The following is a 16,411-nucleotide window of genomic DNA, read 5'->3' as shown; positions in this document are numbered from 1 at the left end:
CTTTTTTGCTGACTTCCTTTGCTTTTGATGGAAATTGAGATGACCGACCAGACTACCCGCCTGCCGATCCGCCGCGCCTTGATCAGCGTTTCCGACAAGACCGGGATCCTTGAATTCGCCAAGGAGCTTGAAGCCCTGGGCGTCGAGATCCTCTCCACCGGCGGAACGTTCAAGCTGCTGCGCGACAACGGCGTTGCCGCAGTGGAAGTCGCGGATTACACCGGTTTCGCAGAGATGATGGACGGTCGGGTGAAAACCCTGCACCCGAAAATCCACGGTGGCATCCTCGGTCGTCGCGGTATCGACGACGCCATCATGAACGAGCACGGCATCAAGCCGATCGACTTGGTAGCGGTCAACCTGTACCCGTTTGAAGCGACCATCAACAAGCCAGGCTGCGACCTGCCGACCGCCATCGAGAATATCGATATCGGCGGTCCGACCATGGTCCGTTCGGCAGCGAAAAATCATAAAGACGTAGCGATTGTGGTGAATGCCAGCGATTACGCCAACGTCCTCGAAAACCTCAAGTCCGGTGGACTGACCTACGCTCAGCGCTTCGACCTGATGCTCAAGGCGTTCGAACACACCGCCGCCTACGACGGCATGATCGCCAACTACATGGGCACCGTGAATCAGGCCGCTGACACCCTCAGCACCGAAGGTCGCAGCGAGTTCCCGCGCACCTTCAACAGCCAGTTCATCAAGGCACAGGAAATGCGCTACGGCGAGAACCCGCACCAGAGCGCGGCGTTCTACGTGGAAGCCAAGCCTGCCGAAGTCGGCATTGCCACCGCGACCCAACTGCAAGGCAAAGAGCTGTCGTACAACAACGTGGCCGACACCGACGCTGCGCTGGAGTGCGTGAAGAGCTTCGTCAAGCCAGCCTGCGTGATCGTCAAGCACGCCAACCCGTGCGGCGTAGCTGTGAGCCCGGACGCCGAAGGCGGTATTCGTCAGGCTTACGAACTGGCCTACGCCACCGACACCGAGTCGGCGTTCGGCGGCATCATCGCTTTCAACCGTGAACTGGATGCCGCAACCGCCAAGGCGATCGTCGAGCGTCAGTTTGTTGAGGTGATCATCGCCCCTTCCGTGAGTGAAGAAGCGCGCGCTATCGTTGCCGCCAAAGCCAACGTGCGCCTGCTGGCCTGTGGCGAATGGTCGGCTGACCGCGCTGCCGCCTGGGACTACAAACGCGTCAACGGCGGTCTGCTGGTACAGAGCCGCGACATCGGCATGATCGGCAGCGAAGACCTGAAAGTCGTGACCAAGCGCGCGCCGACCGAACAGGAAATCAACGACCTGATCTTCGCGTGGAAAGTGGCCAAGTACGTCAAATCCAACGCGATCGTCTACGCCAAGAACCGCCAGACCATCGGTGTCGGCGCTGGCCAGATGAGCCGCGTAAACTCCGCACGTATCGCTGCGATCAAGGCGGAACACGCCGGTCTGCAAGTGGCGGGTTCGGTAATGGCATCGGACGCATTCTTCCCGTTCCGCGACGGTCTGGACAATGCGGCCAAGGTCGGCATCACTGCGGTGATCCAGCCAGGTGGCTCGATGCGTGACGCTGAAGTGATTGCTGCTGCCGATGAAGCAGGCATCGCCATGGTCTTTACCGGCATGCGCCACTTCCGTCACTGATACCCCGATCCCCTGTGGGAGCTGGCTTGCCAGCGATAGCATCTCCTCAGTCTGACTGTTTGACCGAGTCGCCTGCATCGCTGGCAAGCCAGCTCCCACAGAAAAGCAGCTTCAGTGCTGTCTCCAGAATTAGCGTCATCCGAGGTTTTTGAAATGAATGTTTTGATCATTGGCAGCGGTGGCCGTGAACACGCTCTGGCCTGGAAAGTGGCTCAGGATCCGCGCGTGCAGAAGGTTTTCGTTGCCCCGGGCAACGCCGGCACGGCGATTGAAGCCAAGTGCGAGAACGTCGCCATCGACGTGCTGGCCCTTGAGCAGCTTGCCGACTTCGCCGAGAAAAACGTTTCCCTGACCATCGTCGGCCCGGAAGTGCCCCTGGTGGCTGGCGTTGTCGATTTGTTCCGTTCCCGTGGCCTGGACTGCTTCGGTCCGACCGCTGGCGCTGCGCAGCTGGAAGGCTCGAAAGCGTTCACCAAGGACTTCCTGGCGCGCCACAAGATCCCGACCGCCGACTACCAGAACTTCACCGAGATCGAGCCAGCCCTGGCTTATCTGCGTGAAAAAGGCGCGCCGATCGTGATCAAGGCCGACGGCCTGGCCGCCGGTAAAGGCGTGATCGTCGCCATGACCCTGGCTGAAGCCGAAGACGCCGTGCGCGACATGCTTGCCGGCAATGCTTTCGGCGACGCTGGTTCCCGCGTAGTCATCGAAGAATTCCTCGACGGCGAAGAAGCCTCGTTCATCGTCATGGTCGACGGCAAGAACGTCCTGCCGATGGCCACCAGTCAGGACCACAAACGCGTCGGCGACGGCGACAGCGGCCCGAACACTGGCGGTATGGGCGCTTACTCCCCTGCCCCGGTGGTCACCGCCGACGTACATAAGCGCGTGATGGACCTGGTAATCTGGCCAACCGTGCGCGGCATGGCTGAAGAAGGCAACGTCTACACTGGCTTCCTGTACGCCGGTCTGATGATCGACAAGGCCGGCAACCCGAAAGTCATCGAGTTCAACTGCCGTTTCGGTGATCCGGAAACCCAACCGGTGATGCTGCGTTTGCAGTCGAGCCTGGTGCTGCTGGTTGAAGCCGCTCTGGCGCAAGCGCTGGACAAGGTCGAAGCGCAGTGGGATCCACGTCCGAGCGTTGGCATCGTGCTGGCCGCTGGCGGCTACCCGGGCGACTACGCCAAAGGCGCGGCGATCAACGGTCTGGACGCTGCGGCAAGTCTGGAAGGTAAAGTCTTCCATGCTGGCACCGCGCTGAAGGATGGTCAGGTCGTGACCGCCGGTGGTCGTGTGCTCTGCGCCACCGCAATGGGCGCCAGCGTCGGTGAAGCACAACAGCAAGCCTATAAGCTGGCTGCCGCGATCGACTGGGAAGGCAGCTTCTACCGCAAGGACATTGGCTACCGCGCCATTGCCCGTGAACGTGGCGAAACCCAGGAATAAACTGTGCATCAAGTCCGGCGAGGGATACCGCTCCTTGCCGGGCTGTTCCGCCGCCGCGCGTCGTTATATTCTGGCATCAACCTACGAAGGGATTTCGCCGTGCGCTGGCTCAGGACTGCCATAAGTTTCACCGTCACGTTGCTGACCTTGCTCTGCATGCTCCCGGCCCAGGCCGCGCAAGGCAGTGGTTGGTCGGTATTGCTTGATGATCAAGGCAATCTGCAACTGAGCGACATCCGCTCAGCCCGTTACACCAATCAATTCAGCCCCATCGACCTTGACCGCCTCACCGCGGCCGGGCCTGAGGGAGCATTGTGGCTGCGTTTCCGGCTCGCGCCCGGCAAGCACGAACAAGTGCTGCGGATCTTCGCTCCGGACCTTTCACACCTCAATCTGTACGTGCTCGACCGCGACCAACTGATCGAGCAACGCAACACCGGCACCGACCAGCCTCAGGCTGAACGGCCGCTACCTAGCAGCGACTTCATGTTGCCGCTGCCGCAGAGTAACAAGCCGCTCGACATCTACGTGCGGCTGGTTTCCGACCATCAGTTACGCCCGCATATCACCCTGCAATCGGCCGTAATGAGCGCAGCCGACCAGAATCAAACACTGATCTTCGGCCTGTTGTTCGGCTGCCTCGCCATGCTGTTGCTGCACAACCTCGTGCGCTATGCCTACTCCCGTTCACGCAGCAGCCTGTGGCTGGCAATCTGCGAGGGCCTGTTGGGGCTCAGCCTGTTGCTATTGCTCAACCTTGCAGGTCCGTGGCTGCCGAACTGGCATGCGATCCAGACGCCGGGGGCTTATCTGGCGTTGTTGCTGACTGCGCCGGCCGGTTTGATGTTCGCCTTGCGCTTCTTCGCCCCGCTCGGCCCGCAGCCACTGAACAAACTGCTATTGGGCGACATTCTGTTCATTGTGATTTGCAGCCTGTTGCTGTTGTTCGTCAACACCCTGCCACTGAACATCATCACTTATGCACTGGTGGCACTGGCCGGCCTGAGCATGTTGTTTGTCGGGGTCTATCACTGGCAGAAAGGCTACCGCCCGGCGCGCCTGTTCGTTGCCGCCATGGTGGTGTTCAACATCGGCACGCTGATTATTCTTCCGGCGTTACTGGGTCTGACACTGGTTGCGCCGCAAGGCTTGATCATGACGTTGATGGTGTTTATCTGCATCAGCGGCCTGTTGATGAGCATTGCCTTGGGCGAGCGTCAGCGCAGCATCACCGAAAGCCGTTTCAGCATCAGTCGCGACCTCGCCGCGAGCAACGCCGAGATCAACGCCAAGGCCGAATTCCTCGCCAAGATCAGCCACGAGATCCGCACGCCAATGAACGGCGTTCTGGGCATGACAGAGTTACTGCTCGGCACCCCGCTATCGGTCAAACAGCGCGATTACGTGCAGACCATCCACAGCGCCGGCAACGAACTGCTGACATTGATCAACGAGATCCTCGACATATCCAAACTCGAGTCCGGCCAGATCGAACTCGATGACGTGCAGTTTGATCTGAACGCGCTGATCGACGATTGCTTGAGCATCTACCGCGCCAAGGCCGAACAGCAGAACGTCGAGCTGATCAGCTTCATTCAGCCGCAAGTGCCACGGGTGATCAGCGGCGACCCGACCCGTCTGCGCCAGACCCTGCTGAGCCTGCTGGAAAACGCCCTGAAGAAAACCGACGAAGGCGAAGTGCTGATCGTCGTCGCCCTCGATGAGCGCAGCAGCAAACCGCGCCTGCGCATCGCCGTGCAGGACAGCGGCCAGCCGATGGACCAGGAAGAGCGTGACGCGCTGATGCACGCCGAACTGCACAGCAAGCATTTCCTTTCGGCCAATCGTCTGGGTGGCAATCTGGGCCTGGTGATCGCGCGGCAACTGATCCGTCTGATGCAAGGCGAATTCGGCATCAAGAGCGGCGCCAATCAGGGCAGCACCTTGTGGCTGACGCTGCCGCTGGACCCGGATCGCCTTGAACACCCGACCTCCGATCTCGACAGTCCGCTGCAAGGCGCGCGGGTGCTGGTCGTCGATGACAACGACACCTGTCGCAAAGTGCTGGTGCAGCAATGCAGCGCCTGGGGCCTGAACGTCAGCGCCGTGCCGTCGGGCAAGGAAGCGTTGGCGTTGCTGCGCACCAAGGCGCACCTGCGTGATTACTTCGATGTAGTGCTGCTCGATCAGAACATGCCCGGCATGACCGGCATGCAGCTCGCAGCCAAGATCAAGGAAGACCCGAGCCTGAACCACGACATCCTGTTGATCATGCTCACCGGCATCAGCAACGCGCCGAGCAAGATCATCGCGCGCAATTCGGGGATCAAACGGATTCTGGCCAAACCGGTGGCCGGTTATACGCTCAAGACCACTCTGGCGGACGAACTCAACCAGCGCAACAAAGGCCAGGTGGTGTTCCAGCCGCAAGTGGTGACCGCGGCAACAGTGGCCAAAGTACCGAGCGACTTCCGCATCCTCGTCGCCGAAGACAATACGATTTCGACCAAAGTGATTCGCGGCATGCTCGGCAAACTCAACCTGCAGCCGGACACCGCCAGCAACGGCGAAGAAGCGCTGCAAGCGATGAAAGCCCAGCGTTACGACCTGGTGTTGATGGACTGCGAGATGCCAATCCTCGACGGATTCTCCGCGACTCAGCAATTGCGCGCGTGGGAAGTCAGCAACCAACGTATCCGCACGCCGATCGTCGCATTGACCGCGCACATTCTCACCGAGCACAAGGAGCGCGCACGGCAGGCCGGAATGGACGGGCACATGTCCAAGCCCGTCGAGTTGTCGCAATTGCGTGAGCTGATCGAGCATTGGGTCGCCCAACGTGATCAGCAGAACCGCACGGCCTCGACCTTCTGACTCGCTCAGATCTCTAGGCTGCTCAGGTACTTGAGCGAGCCGCTCAGCACCGATTTTTTTACCTTTTCCCGAAACTGCCCGTAATAAAGGGTGTTGAACGTGATGGCGGCGATCTGTTCGACGCTGTTGTGGATCAGTGTTTCATCTTCGCCGAACAGAAATCCTGAAACCTTTCGCTTGATCTTGAACTGACGATGGTAGATGCCCATCTCCACCTTGTTCGGACCTCTCATGACGCAAGGGATTATCTGAAAGAAACCGCTATTGCCACGAATGCTCGCGGACTCGAACAGCTTGAGCGCCAAGGTATTACGCTCCATCGCCTCTAGTGCGCGACGCATTGGCTCGGAAAACTCCTCGCCCATGATGGTTGAGATCCGCTGCGTTGCCTGACTGGCCATCAGACTGTTGCGCAATGGCGTCAAGGTTTGCGGTTTGGGCACATCCCAGCCGATAAACTTGAGTACCTTGCAGTAGTACTCGAACCAGTCAGCCACTAGCCCATCCTCAATTGCCATGCGCGTAGCCTGTTGTGCATAGGCGGTGCTCATGAAGATGTCTTCTCGATGTGACGCCGGCAAACCACCGGCAAATGCCACAACGCTACCGCCCACCACCACCGCTGCCTGCGGTGTCATCAGATCCGGCATGATTCAACCTCCTTTGGCAGGATCAAAGTCGCAACATTGCCCGCAAGCCTGTCCCTGACTTTCAAAGCAATCGCGTCACGCGCGGGGCCGTGAAGCGTTTCGGACAGATTTGCCCGGGCGTGATGCACGTGAACCAAACCTTGTAGATCATCAGAGGGATACGACCGCTGGAATGGATTTGGGCTCAATACATGTCGAGTCTTGAACTCGACATACGCACTGGTAATCGAAGAGGGAGATTTCGCGACTATCACCAGCAAACGCACAGCCGTCAACGACGCTGGCACTGCGCATGGCTGTGGCTGTGGCTGTGGCTGTGGCTCAGGCTCAACTGACGCTTGCATGCGACTGCGCAGCAGTTGGAGCGCGGGCTCTTCGCCCGATAACTTTGCAATTCGCGCTAGAACCGCGGCGGTTGTATGGGCCTCACCCAATGCACCGTTAGTCAACATAGCGGTAAACACATCTGGCGTGAGTTCTTCTGCGTTGTGACTGAACTCCCATGTCTGATTCGCCTTTCTTGGTCGCAACCAGTAGGCATCGAGAACTTCGACATAGGCGTCATACCAGATCACCTCAGGGGACTTTTCAATCTTTTTATTAGCCACCAACTGTGCAAGAAAGATCGAATTGACCAGATCATCATAAGCCGCCACACCATCAGCTTCAGGCAAAAGCACAATGGAATTGCCCACCACCATCGTCACATATTCGTCGATCATGTCACCCCCTTGAATATAAAAAGGGCAATCGACATTCGATTGCCCTTCAAACATTAATTAAATCTCGAACTCTTCGATTTTAGAAAGTGCATTCATACCCAGCTTATTGCGAATATATTCGCGTGTCGCGCTGGCTGTATTATTATTTTTTTCAAATACGGTCTCGCCGCGATACATTTTTACATTGCGAATATCCACATCGACAAACAGCACTTTGTCTGAGGTATTCCTGCGCAGGAAGCGAACTGCACCGACAGCCATTAGGGGCACACCATTTACTTCGGTACAGGCTCCGGTCGAGATACCACCAACGCCGTTATTCAGAAGGTTTCGTTCATACAGCGTTAACGAGGTGTCACGCTTGCTCAGGGCTGAAATTGCATCAGTCGCCACTTTCAGCATCAATGCGCTTGTCGGGCCAGGTAATGTGGCACCCGCGAGTAGCGAGCCCAGGATCTCCAGCACCAGTTTGTCCATTCGAACACTGGTACCGCCGATTTCAAGGTCACTGTAATAGATCTTGATAGATGCCCAACCCGCGACTTCCATAACCTCACGGAAAAACAGGTACCATTCCTGGCCCTGATCTTCCCGCGGATACTTTTTGTTCGCCGCCAGGCTTGCGAAAAGAAAGGCATTTTGCGCGTCGGTTCGATTTACCTCACTGAGGTTACCCGTAAAGGACAGAACACCCTCACCAACGATAGAGACTTTATCCGGCGCCACGACAGCATCTCCCGCAGTAATGCCGTGGGCAAAACTGCGACTGCGAATGGCGGGCATTTCACTGATGTCATATTGCTGGATGTCTTTTAAGCACTTATCAATAAACGCTTGCTGCATTAGTTGGTTACTCATCACGAATTCCTTATCGTTATTTAAACAAGCCCCATGAACCTGTTAAAACAAACATAACCAACCCACCCCAAACACACAAACCCAAACATGTAACATTAATCACCAAAACAAACAAAACAACAGCTAACAATCAAACAAACAACAACACCCAAAACTCCAAAAAGACAATATCCACAAGTCTCCGAACGACTGATAGACTCCATCCCCACACTCTCCAGCCGCGAGTCAAGACCATGCTCCATGTGTTATTCAGCGTTTACCTGAAGATGCTGGTGCTCTACAGCCCGTTCTTCGTGTTGTCCTGCTTTATCAGCCTGACCCGTGGCTATTCGCGCAAGGAGCAACGGCGCCTGGCATGGAAAGTGGCGATTGCCACCCTGGTTTCCAGCGTGCTGCTGTATTTGTTCGGGCGAGTGATTTTCGATGTGTTTGGAATCACCGTGGATGCTTTCCGGATCGGTGCCGGCAGCGTGCTGTTCATCTCGGCGCTGGGCATGGCGCAAGGCAAGTCGGTGGTGCAAACCGACAATGTGCAGCAGGATGTGACCATCGTACCGTTGACCATTCCGCTGACCGTCGGCCCCGGCACCATCGGCGCCCTGCTGGTGATGGGCGTTAGTCAGCCGCACTGGGACGACAAACTCACGGCAATCCTGAGTATCGCGCTGGCCAGTTTCACCGTCGGCGTGGTGCTGTACCTGTCGAACCGCATCGAACGAATTCTCGGCGATCAGGGTTTGCAGATTGTCAGTCGTCTGATGGGCTTGTTTGTGTGCGCACTGGCAGCGCAGATCATCTTTACCGGGATCAAGGGTTATCTGGTGTAAAAAGGGTCGTGAGCTTATCGCTCGCGACCCTTTGTGTTTAGTTTGCCGTGATATTTCAGGCGATCTTTTGAACGACTGTTTTCAGCGTAGCAAACCCTTGATCACTTTTTGTTTGTGAAACAGCGTTCAACCATTGCTCGACCGGGAATGTGCAGTGCTCGTCTTCTACTCTGACGCTGATCTGCATCGGTATGCCTGGCTCACCCTCTTCGGGCATGACATCACGCACGATCAGACTGTGCGCATTGTCCGGATCAGTGAACACCAGTTGCCCATCAACCTGCGACATCAGCAGGCGCTCATTGCCGGCCATGTCCAGGACCAGTGTGCCCTCGACGGCGGCTTGCGTGGCCGATGGTCGCCGGCTATCGACCACGATGCAGTCCAGCCGCTGCCACGCTTCATCCGAGACACGGTAGCTCGACGTATGCGCACCGAAAGCCAGAACCAACGTGTTGACTCCGTCCGGCAGCATCGCCATCAGGTCCCTGACCTCACCCCTCACCTCAAGCGACAGCACCTCCCCTTCGCGTTGGGCGTAACTGCCCGACAGCCAGATGTCCGGCGCCGCGCCACGGCTGAAGAGCAAGCCTTCCACCGGATCGAACAGCAATGGCACCGACTCGCCCCGAGCCCCCAGAAACACAGCCCACTGGCCATCCGCGCGACCGGAAACATCGAATAGCCGATCCAGTTCCGACACGTAATACGTGTAGCGATCCGCATGATTTTTGATTTGCAGGAATGGCGCATGGTTTTGCCGGCTCAACAGTTCTCGCAAGCGCTCCTGCAATTGTTCGGGACGTTGCCCGGCAACGTCCGACCATCGATTTTCAAGACTGACAATACGTGCAGGCTGGTGATCAACCAGTTGCAAATTCACGCCTTCGCGGGTTTGTCCGAGCAGGCCTTGGCCACTCGGCAGCACATGGACGAATGACCATTGCGACCAGACCTTTTGCGCGTTTGGCAAATGCTCCGTATACAACAGGCGACTGCCATCGGCAAACGCCTGGCGCAATGCCTCGATATCCATCAGGGGCTGGCGATAGAGTCGCCCCCAGACATCCAGCAGCCACGCCGCCTGTTTGTCAGTTGTCAGTCCAACCAGCTCCAGTTCCTGGTCAGCAGCAATATTGGCCAGCAAGACGTTGCCGCCGATGCACCACGCCGCCAGTGAATGTGTGCCATTGACATTGCCCAGCCCGATGATCGAAAACGGCGCAGCGCCCCACGTTTCAGCAAGTGCCGGTAAAGCGGCGAGCCAATCCGTATGCCTGTGCAACCAGTGCGTCCCGACACCCACAAACGTCATCTCGCCCTGCTTGTCGACCTCAAACAACAGACCGTCTTCTCGGGTAGCAATGTAACGCTGAGCGAATTTGCTGACATCAATGACGTCGCTGGCAATGACTTGCGCGCCATCCGTATCAGCACCACGCTGCAGCAGCCCGGCACTTTTGCTGTAGAACAGCGGGAGATTGCCCAGACCTTCATTCCAGACCAGCATCACCGTATCCAGATCAAGACCACTGGCGCGGTTTAAAGGGAAGTACACACGCTTTGCCAGACTGACCCAGCCCAGATCTTGCAGCGTTTGTTGGACATGACTGCGTATCTGAACAAACTTTTGCGGCCTCCATATAGCCAGATCCGGAGCTATGTTGTGTGTGCTATCGGCATAGTCACGCGGCGTGTTGAAGCGATCAAGCAACGAGCGCCAGTAATTCGCCGACCGAGGCTGCGTGTAATCCCCCTTGGCAGCCGACGTGTTGATGCAGTCGAGCACTACCGAAGTTTCATTCAGCCAGTATTCAAAACCAGTCTCTACGCCGCTGTCGACTTCAAGCATCGTTTGCCGGACACGCAACCCGCCTCCAGCCTGTTCACAGCCAACAATCCTTGAACCACTGGCAGGATTCATCAGCCGGTAGCGGTAGTTGACCGTGCCTGTGATCGCGTCGACGCGCCAGACCGTCGCATGCTCGGGGTGGTAAAACCAGGCATGCCTGGCGTTGACCGCCCCCAGTAGCACGCCGTCATTGATTTTTGTAGGCAGGTTGCGCGCATAGAGCAAGCGGGCGTGTGCCACGTCATAGTAAGCCGTGACAAACACTGCTTGGTTTGCCGGGCTCAGCGGCACCCTGAACTTGTTCAACGGTACATAAGCGGCGGCGATGCGCTGCTCCGCCGCCAGCGTTCGAATGCGAGCCAGCACGGTTGCCTGTGACGTTTCTTTGCCAATCGAAACTCCCCACGTCGACGCAGTTGCCTGCGCAATTGGATGTTCCAGCGTGATTGACACCAGCATCAGCCGCTCGGTTTTCCAGTCGAGACGGAACAACTCACCGTTGACCAGCTCGATGAAGTCCACCTGACCTTCGATGCGAATCCCGTCGACAGTGAGCGAAGCGTCGTCAAAGCGAACACTTTTTTCGCTGGCCCACGGTGTATGAAGTATCCATTGCGTTGCCGCGTAACTACGCAGGGAAACCGCAACGAGCCCCGGCGTCAGCCAGAGCTGACGGGAGCCGGGAGAACGGCTGACGATTTCGTAGGAAACGCATTGGTTCCATTCCTTCGGCATCTGCGGGACGACCAACTGACGGACATGCTCATCCAGTTGCACCTCTATGTGCGTCGGTTTATGGAACGGGAGCAGTTTGTAGAGGATGTGTGTGAACGATGGCGTGCTGTGCAAGTAAAACCGTCGGTTACCGTGCTCGTCATATTCCAGCCTGTCCGCCGCACTGTTACGTAACTGTGGATAGCGGGTGTAAATGCCATCATTAAAGCTGTCCACAATCGCTTCAATGCCCGCGGCAATAGGCGAAAGGTATGAATACCAATGCGGCCCGGGAGCCTCGCTGCCCGTGCGCGGCGCAACCACCTCTCCAGGCTTTGGCTCGTACTTGTGCCCGGTTCCGCCCAGTTGATATTCGTATCCGTAAAAGCAGATCGGCGTACACGGCAGTACAACCGTATGACGACCGCCGGCCTGGCCTTTGTCGAGCGTCATGACAGCGGGCAACTCCAACGCTTCCCGAATGTTGATGGCGCGGTGCAATTGCGCCGCGGCAGCGGTGGATTGCGGTAATTCCAGAGGACCACCATCGGAGGGGTAAAAGCTCTGGCTGTTGAACCGCACTTCATTGTCTTGCAGATCAAGGCCGGTGATGACCGCCTCGGCCGGAAACTGCAGAACCCCATGTTCGAACGTGTAAGCGCCGGGGCTGTAAGCATTCTGAATCTCGCGCAGATGATTGCCGATGGCCGTGGCCTTGTCCCTGATCTGTCCAAGATTGCTGGCGATGGCCGTCACGCCGATGCCGATACCGAGCAGGGGTACAGAAAGAAAAGCCGCCGCCCCGCCGACAACGCCACCCGCCGCCAGCGCGACGATATCCAGCCCCAGCGCCGCCACGTTGAAGGCCAGCGAGGTGGAAAACCGTGAGCGCTGCTCATGGTTTTCGGCAATCGACAGGTTGTAAATATCAAACCCGATGTTAGCCAGGGAGAATACAAAACCGACGCCAGTGGCAGCACGACCGACCAGCCGTCCCGAAACCGAAGTCTGTTTCAACGCCTGCTCGGCCGCCGACACCTGTTGCACCAGCCTGACGATCTGCACGGCATCGCTGACCACACCAAAACTCAGTTGGGCATAGTTCACATACACCTGAACCTGAAGGGCAATCGCCAATCCCGGCGCCTGTCCTTCATCGTCCTGGTAATCACGTTGGCGCATTTCGGTGATCAGCGTCTGGATCGCAAAGGCAAAACTCAGGCGACTGCCGCCATCGGCTTCACCGGCGTGGGTTGACTCGCCGGCCATGGTTTTCACCAGCCGTTGAAGGTGATGTTTGATCTTGCTGAACCGCGCATCGGTGGTAGAGAACCTAATCGTGTTCTGTGGATTTCGGGCGTCGACCATGGTCAGCGAATAACCCGACTCCGGGTTTTTCTCGACGGTGTCCAGCAACGGCAGATATTCACGTCCCAGTTTGTGCTCGGCGCGCAAAAGGTCGGTGGCCTGAACAAATTCCTGCGTCCAGTAGCGCGCATCCAGCTGCGCCAGACCGGCGCCCATTCGAGCGTTTTCATTCAAGGAGCGGGTGCGTCCGAGCGCTTGTTGCTCCCAGACCGAAACACCTCGAACATCCGTAATCGCCTCACTTTGCAGAAAACTGTCGAGCCGCAGATTCGAAGAAAGCAGCGTGCCGGCAACCTTCGTGGTGTTCAGTTCGATCACATTGAACTGTGCTTTGGCGATGTCGCCCAGACCGTAGAGTTTGGCCATTGCGCCATGCCCAGCACTCAAGTAGAGCGCCATGCCCAGCGTCAGTTCTTGCACCCCGGCGAAGCCAAAAATCGCAAAGTTGGGGTCATAAAAACGAAAAGCTGGCGTATCACCCTGCATGACCTTAGCCACCAACAGCGCATGATCGCCGGTATCGAGCAGCATCACGGCGGGAGCCGTCTTCGCGTCCAGCATTTGCGCGACGCCCTCAAGCCCGTGCATGCCACGCGCGTGTCCGAAATCGGTTGCGGGTTTTTGATGCAGCTCATCCAGCGCCAGCAGCAACGCCCGTGAATCAGCCTCAGCCGGTGTCTTGCCGGCATTGGCCACACGCCCAATCAGTGCACGCTCGGCCTGCTCGCCAAGTGCCAGGGCCGACGCCGTCAGCAGCGCCAACGGATAGCAGCGCCGGCCCGGATCACCCATCGTGCGCATCAGCAAATCCTGCGGCATCTGCCGGGCGGAAATGGCCCCGACGTTGAAGAACAAGTCACGCACCTGCCCGCCGCGCTGGAGGATATGCATGTGATATTCACGTTGCGCGGTGCGGTTGATTTGCTCGACCCGCTCACGCCAGCCATTGAGCGTCAAGGGTTCGGTCAAAGCGAACACCTTGAGCTCACGCGAGGTGCGCGTGTCAGGCTGTCCCCGCTGCGCCGGGCCGGTTTCGCCAACAGGTGACTGTCGCTGACGCAGCGCGTTTTCGATGGCGTTGTAGCGGGCGAACACACCGGCTTCCGTGGTTTCCCGGGCGATATTCGATACCTGCTGCCACGCGTCGGCGAACCCCGCATCATCCAGGCTTGCAGCGCCGAAGATGCCGCCCAGTATCACGCGCAGCATTGGGCTCAAGTGTTCCGCACTCAGCGAGCCGTGGGCGACGAGGGTGAACAGTTCATTAAGATTGCTGGTGGACTCGACGCCATGGGATGTTGGAATCTGGCTGTCGTGTTGCGCGATGATTTGCTGACGAGATTCAAAATCTATGGAGAAGGCTGTGTCAAAGGTGAAATCACCGCTCAACTTGTCCTTCATTACGCGGATGAACGGTTCACCCAAATCATCCATCAATTTCTGCAATACCGAAGTCAACAACACCGGTTTGCCTTCAATCACCGGCCAGCCTTGCTTGAACGTCAGGGTTTGTTGTTTCAGCAGCTCTGCCAACTGGCCGGCGTAACGCGATTTTAGTTTTCCGGTTTGCCATTTTTCCCGCTCTTTGGCCAACCATTCCTCGGGATTGTCGTTGACAGTCCAGCCGGAGATCCTTTCCTCTTCCGTGACATCGTTATAACCCTCGAGCAACTTCAGGTGATTACGAATCTGATCAATCTGATCAGGCATTAGTTGCTGCTCGATGTACTTGGTCAGCCCCGCAACTGCAGCACCGGGACCGGTCATGTTGATTGTGCCTCGCGCACCGATGCGAATGCCGTCCTGATAATAGGTGCCAATGGCCGCGATAAGCTTTGACGCCGGACCATGGAGATCTGAATCAGGTAGCCTGCCTTGGGCCCGAATTTCACTGACCACGTCTTGGATCACAACATAAAAACGTTTTTCATCCGCTGTACTGATTCCGGTAGCGAGCAAACGCCGCTCCACTTCTTGGAGAACGTCATAATTCGCCCGGATAATCTGCATGTAAGCCATGGTCATGGCACTGCCCGAATGAGCCAGGAAGTGCGCATTCACTTCTGCACTCGTCAAACTGCCATAGGCCGCTCCCAGGCGGAGTGCGCTTAGCGGGGCCGAATGTTCTTGCGATGCAACGAAGATTTCATGAAGGGCGGGTTTGCTACGCGCGAATGTGGTTAATGCCTCTGCATACTGAACAGGATTTTTTCCGTTCATGTCATTGTAGTGAAGTGCATCACGACTCGGCATCAACGCTTCGTTATGATCCAGTAAAAGTTTCAGAACCCACAACCGCTGATCCACTTCAAAATCACTGATGTCCACCCCCCCCAAATTGTTGGCCAACGGTGGCAAGTAATCCATGTCACTGTAACGGCCACCCTCCAGATGCACGGCCTGCAACCGCACAACATCGCTCGCCGCAGCAAAGTTGCCGCGCATGGCTACTTCGCGCTGATAGACATCCTGTAAAAAGTGCCCGGCGAACTCCCGGCGAACATCTCGCAACTGCAGGTCCGCACCGGCCATTGCCAAATGCATTTCCAGGCGCCGTTGCCGAAGGGCTTCGAGCGTCGCTCGATCCTTGCCGTAGGCGCGGACCATCAGGTCAATACGCGCATCATCTGCACTACCGCGCCATTGTGGTTGTTCGATGTACGCGAACATCTGATGTTTTAACACCCGCGCGCGGTCCTCGATCAATTGCGACAACTGGCTGGACTTGGTGACCTTGTCGCCTCCCGACTCCATCGCATCAACTCGTGCACTGTCGAGAATCACCCGATTCATTTCATGAGCCAGCATTGCATCGCTGTCGTACCAGAGATTGAACTTGTACTCTTGAGACTTCAGCACCTCGCGCCAGATGTTCATGTAGTCACGCTGGATACCGCCGATTTCACCGCCTCCCACCCAGACAAAGTGCATGATTTTCGGCACGGGTGTGGCAACGCCCTTTAGCATGTCCACCGTCGCCGACAGCCTCGCGACATACTGACTCAAACCGGCTTGAATCCGATTGATCGCCACGGGGGCGGATGGCCTGCTGCGGCTCAGCATTGAACCAAGCTTTTCCTGAAATAACTTCACCGCCAGCAGCTTATCGGCCATTTCGGTTGTTCGATTGGCAGCCTCATAATGTGCAACCAGCAATGCGTATTCCGCAGAATCGGAAAACTCGATCAACGCCAGTTGCAATATTGAAAAATCTTCCGCTGAAACAAACCCATTCTTACCTGCATAACTTCCCATAGTACCCATCAGCATCATCCTTGATTCAACAGTTAATCCGTCAAACAAAACTATTGCTTAATTAAGGAGTGCTCAAATATGAAAAAAATCAACCAGTGTCACGCGAAACATTGAACAACACTCGAACTGCATGACTGCATGATCAAGCAACAAGTTCGCCCGGGATTGTATTGCCTGCAAACGCACAAGGCCGCG

General features: G+C 57.0%; 8 protein-coding genes. 4 read left to right on the top strand and 4 right to left on the bottom strand.

All coding sequences use genetic code 11. The features are described 5' to 3' along the window. Window positions 1-39: 39 nt before the first annotated feature. The 3 genes from purH (at window position 40) to ACIQVE_RS15695 (ending at window position 5,970) form a co-directional block, all read left to right on the top strand. A complete protein-coding gene (purH, locus tag ACIQVE_RS15705) occupies window positions 40-1,647 on the top strand; it encodes a bifunctional phosphoribosylaminoimidazolecarboxamide formyltransferase/IMP cyclohydrolase (RefSeq protein ID WP_402809871.1) in 1,608 nt (535 codons plus the stop codon). Between the two features lie 153 nt (window positions 1,648-1,800). Beyond that, window positions 1,801-3,096 carry a phosphoribosylamine--glycine ligase gene (gene purD, locus ACIQVE_RS15700; protein WP_402809869.1) on the top strand — a complete coding sequence of 432 codons (1,296 nt, stop codon included), beginning with the start codon at window positions 1,801-1,803 and terminating at the stop codon, window positions 3,094-3,096. Between the two features lie 99 nt (window positions 3,097-3,195). After that, window positions 3,196-5,970, top strand: coding sequence for a response regulator (locus ACIQVE_RS15695; protein WP_402809867.1), 2,775 nt, complete (start codon window positions 3,196-3,198; stop codon window positions 5,968-5,970). Window positions 5,971-5,975: 5 nt separating this feature from the next. On the opposite strand, the gene ACIQVE_RS15690 is transcribed toward ACIQVE_RS15695, so the two are convergent. From ACIQVE_RS15690 to ACIQVE_RS15680, 3 genes are read right to left on the bottom strand one after another with little or no spacing between them, the layout of a single operon-like run. Continuing rightward, on the bottom strand, window positions 5,976-6,620 hold the full coding sequence (locus tag ACIQVE_RS15690; protein WP_402809864.1) for a hypothetical protein: 645 nt from the start codon (window positions 6,618-6,620) through the stop codon (window positions 5,976-5,978). Continuing rightward, on the bottom strand, window positions 6,608-7,342 hold the full coding sequence (locus ACIQVE_RS15685; RefSeq protein WP_402809861.1) for a hypothetical protein: 735 nt from the start codon (window positions 7,340-7,342) through the stop codon (window positions 6,608-6,610). Before ACIQVE_RS15685 ends, ACIQVE_RS15690 begins: the two co-directional genes overlap by 13 nt. A 57-nt stretch (window positions 7,343-7,399) precedes the next feature. Continuing rightward, window positions 7,400-8,200 (bottom strand): hypothetical protein, encoded by an 801-nt coding sequence (locus tag ACIQVE_RS15680; protein WP_402809858.1) that lies wholly within the window; start codon window positions 8,198-8,200, stop codon window positions 7,400-7,402. A gap of 233 nt (window positions 8,201-8,433) precedes the next feature. Here ACIQVE_RS15680 and ACIQVE_RS15675 point away from each other — a divergent pair, with 233 nt between their 5' ends. Beyond that, window positions 8,434-9,027, top strand: coding sequence for a MarC family protein (locus tag ACIQVE_RS15675; RefSeq protein ID WP_402809856.1), 594 nt, complete (start codon window positions 8,434-8,436; stop codon window positions 9,025-9,027). Between the two features lie 55 nt (window positions 9,028-9,082). On the opposite strand, the gene ACIQVE_RS15670 is transcribed toward ACIQVE_RS15675, so the two are convergent. Next, window positions 9,083-16,075 carry a TcdA/TcdB pore-forming domain-containing protein gene (locus ACIQVE_RS15670; RefSeq protein ID WP_402809854.1) on the bottom strand — a complete coding sequence of 2,331 codons (6,993 nt, stop codon included), beginning with the start codon at window positions 16,073-16,075 and terminating at the stop codon, window positions 9,083-9,085. Window positions 16,076-16,411 lie beyond the last annotated feature (336 nt).

The sequence above is a fragment of the Pseudomonas sp. NPDC098747 genome (genome assembly GCF_044760045.1).
Taxonomy (GTDB): Bacteria; Pseudomonadota; Gammaproteobacteria; order Pseudomonadales; family Pseudomonadaceae; genus Aquipseudomonas.
The sequence above is the reverse complement of the archived record's forward strand: the minus strand, read 5'-3'. Positions and strand labels throughout refer to the sequence as shown.

Bases quoted from the DNA above. Each gene is read 5' to 3' on its own strand.
- purH (WP_402809871.1), top strand. From the start codon at position 40: ATGACCGACCAGACTACCCGCCTGCCGATCCGCCGCGCCTTGATCAGC.
- purD (WP_402809869.1), top strand. From the start codon at position 1,801: ATGAATGTTTTGATCATTGGCAGCGGTGGCCGTGAACACGCTCTGGCC.
- ACIQVE_RS15690 (WP_402809864.1), bottom strand. From the start codon at position 6,620: ATGCCGGATCTGATGACACCGCAGGCAGCGGTGGTGGTGGGCGGTAGC.
- ACIQVE_RS15685 (WP_402809861.1), bottom strand. From the start codon at position 7,342: ATGATCGACGAATATGTGACGATGGTGGTGGGCAATTCCATTGTGCTT.
- ACIQVE_RS15680 (WP_402809858.1), bottom strand. From the start codon at position 8,200: ATGAGTAACCAACTAATGCAGCAAGCGTTTATTGATAAGTGCTTAAAA.
- ACIQVE_RS15675 (WP_402809856.1), top strand. From the start codon at position 8,434: ATGCTCCATGTGTTATTCAGCGTTTACCTGAAGATGCTGGTGCTCTAC.
- ACIQVE_RS15670 (WP_402809854.1), bottom strand. From the start codon at position 16,075: ATGGCCGATAAGCTGCTGGCGGTGAAGTTATTTCAGGAAAAGCTTGGT.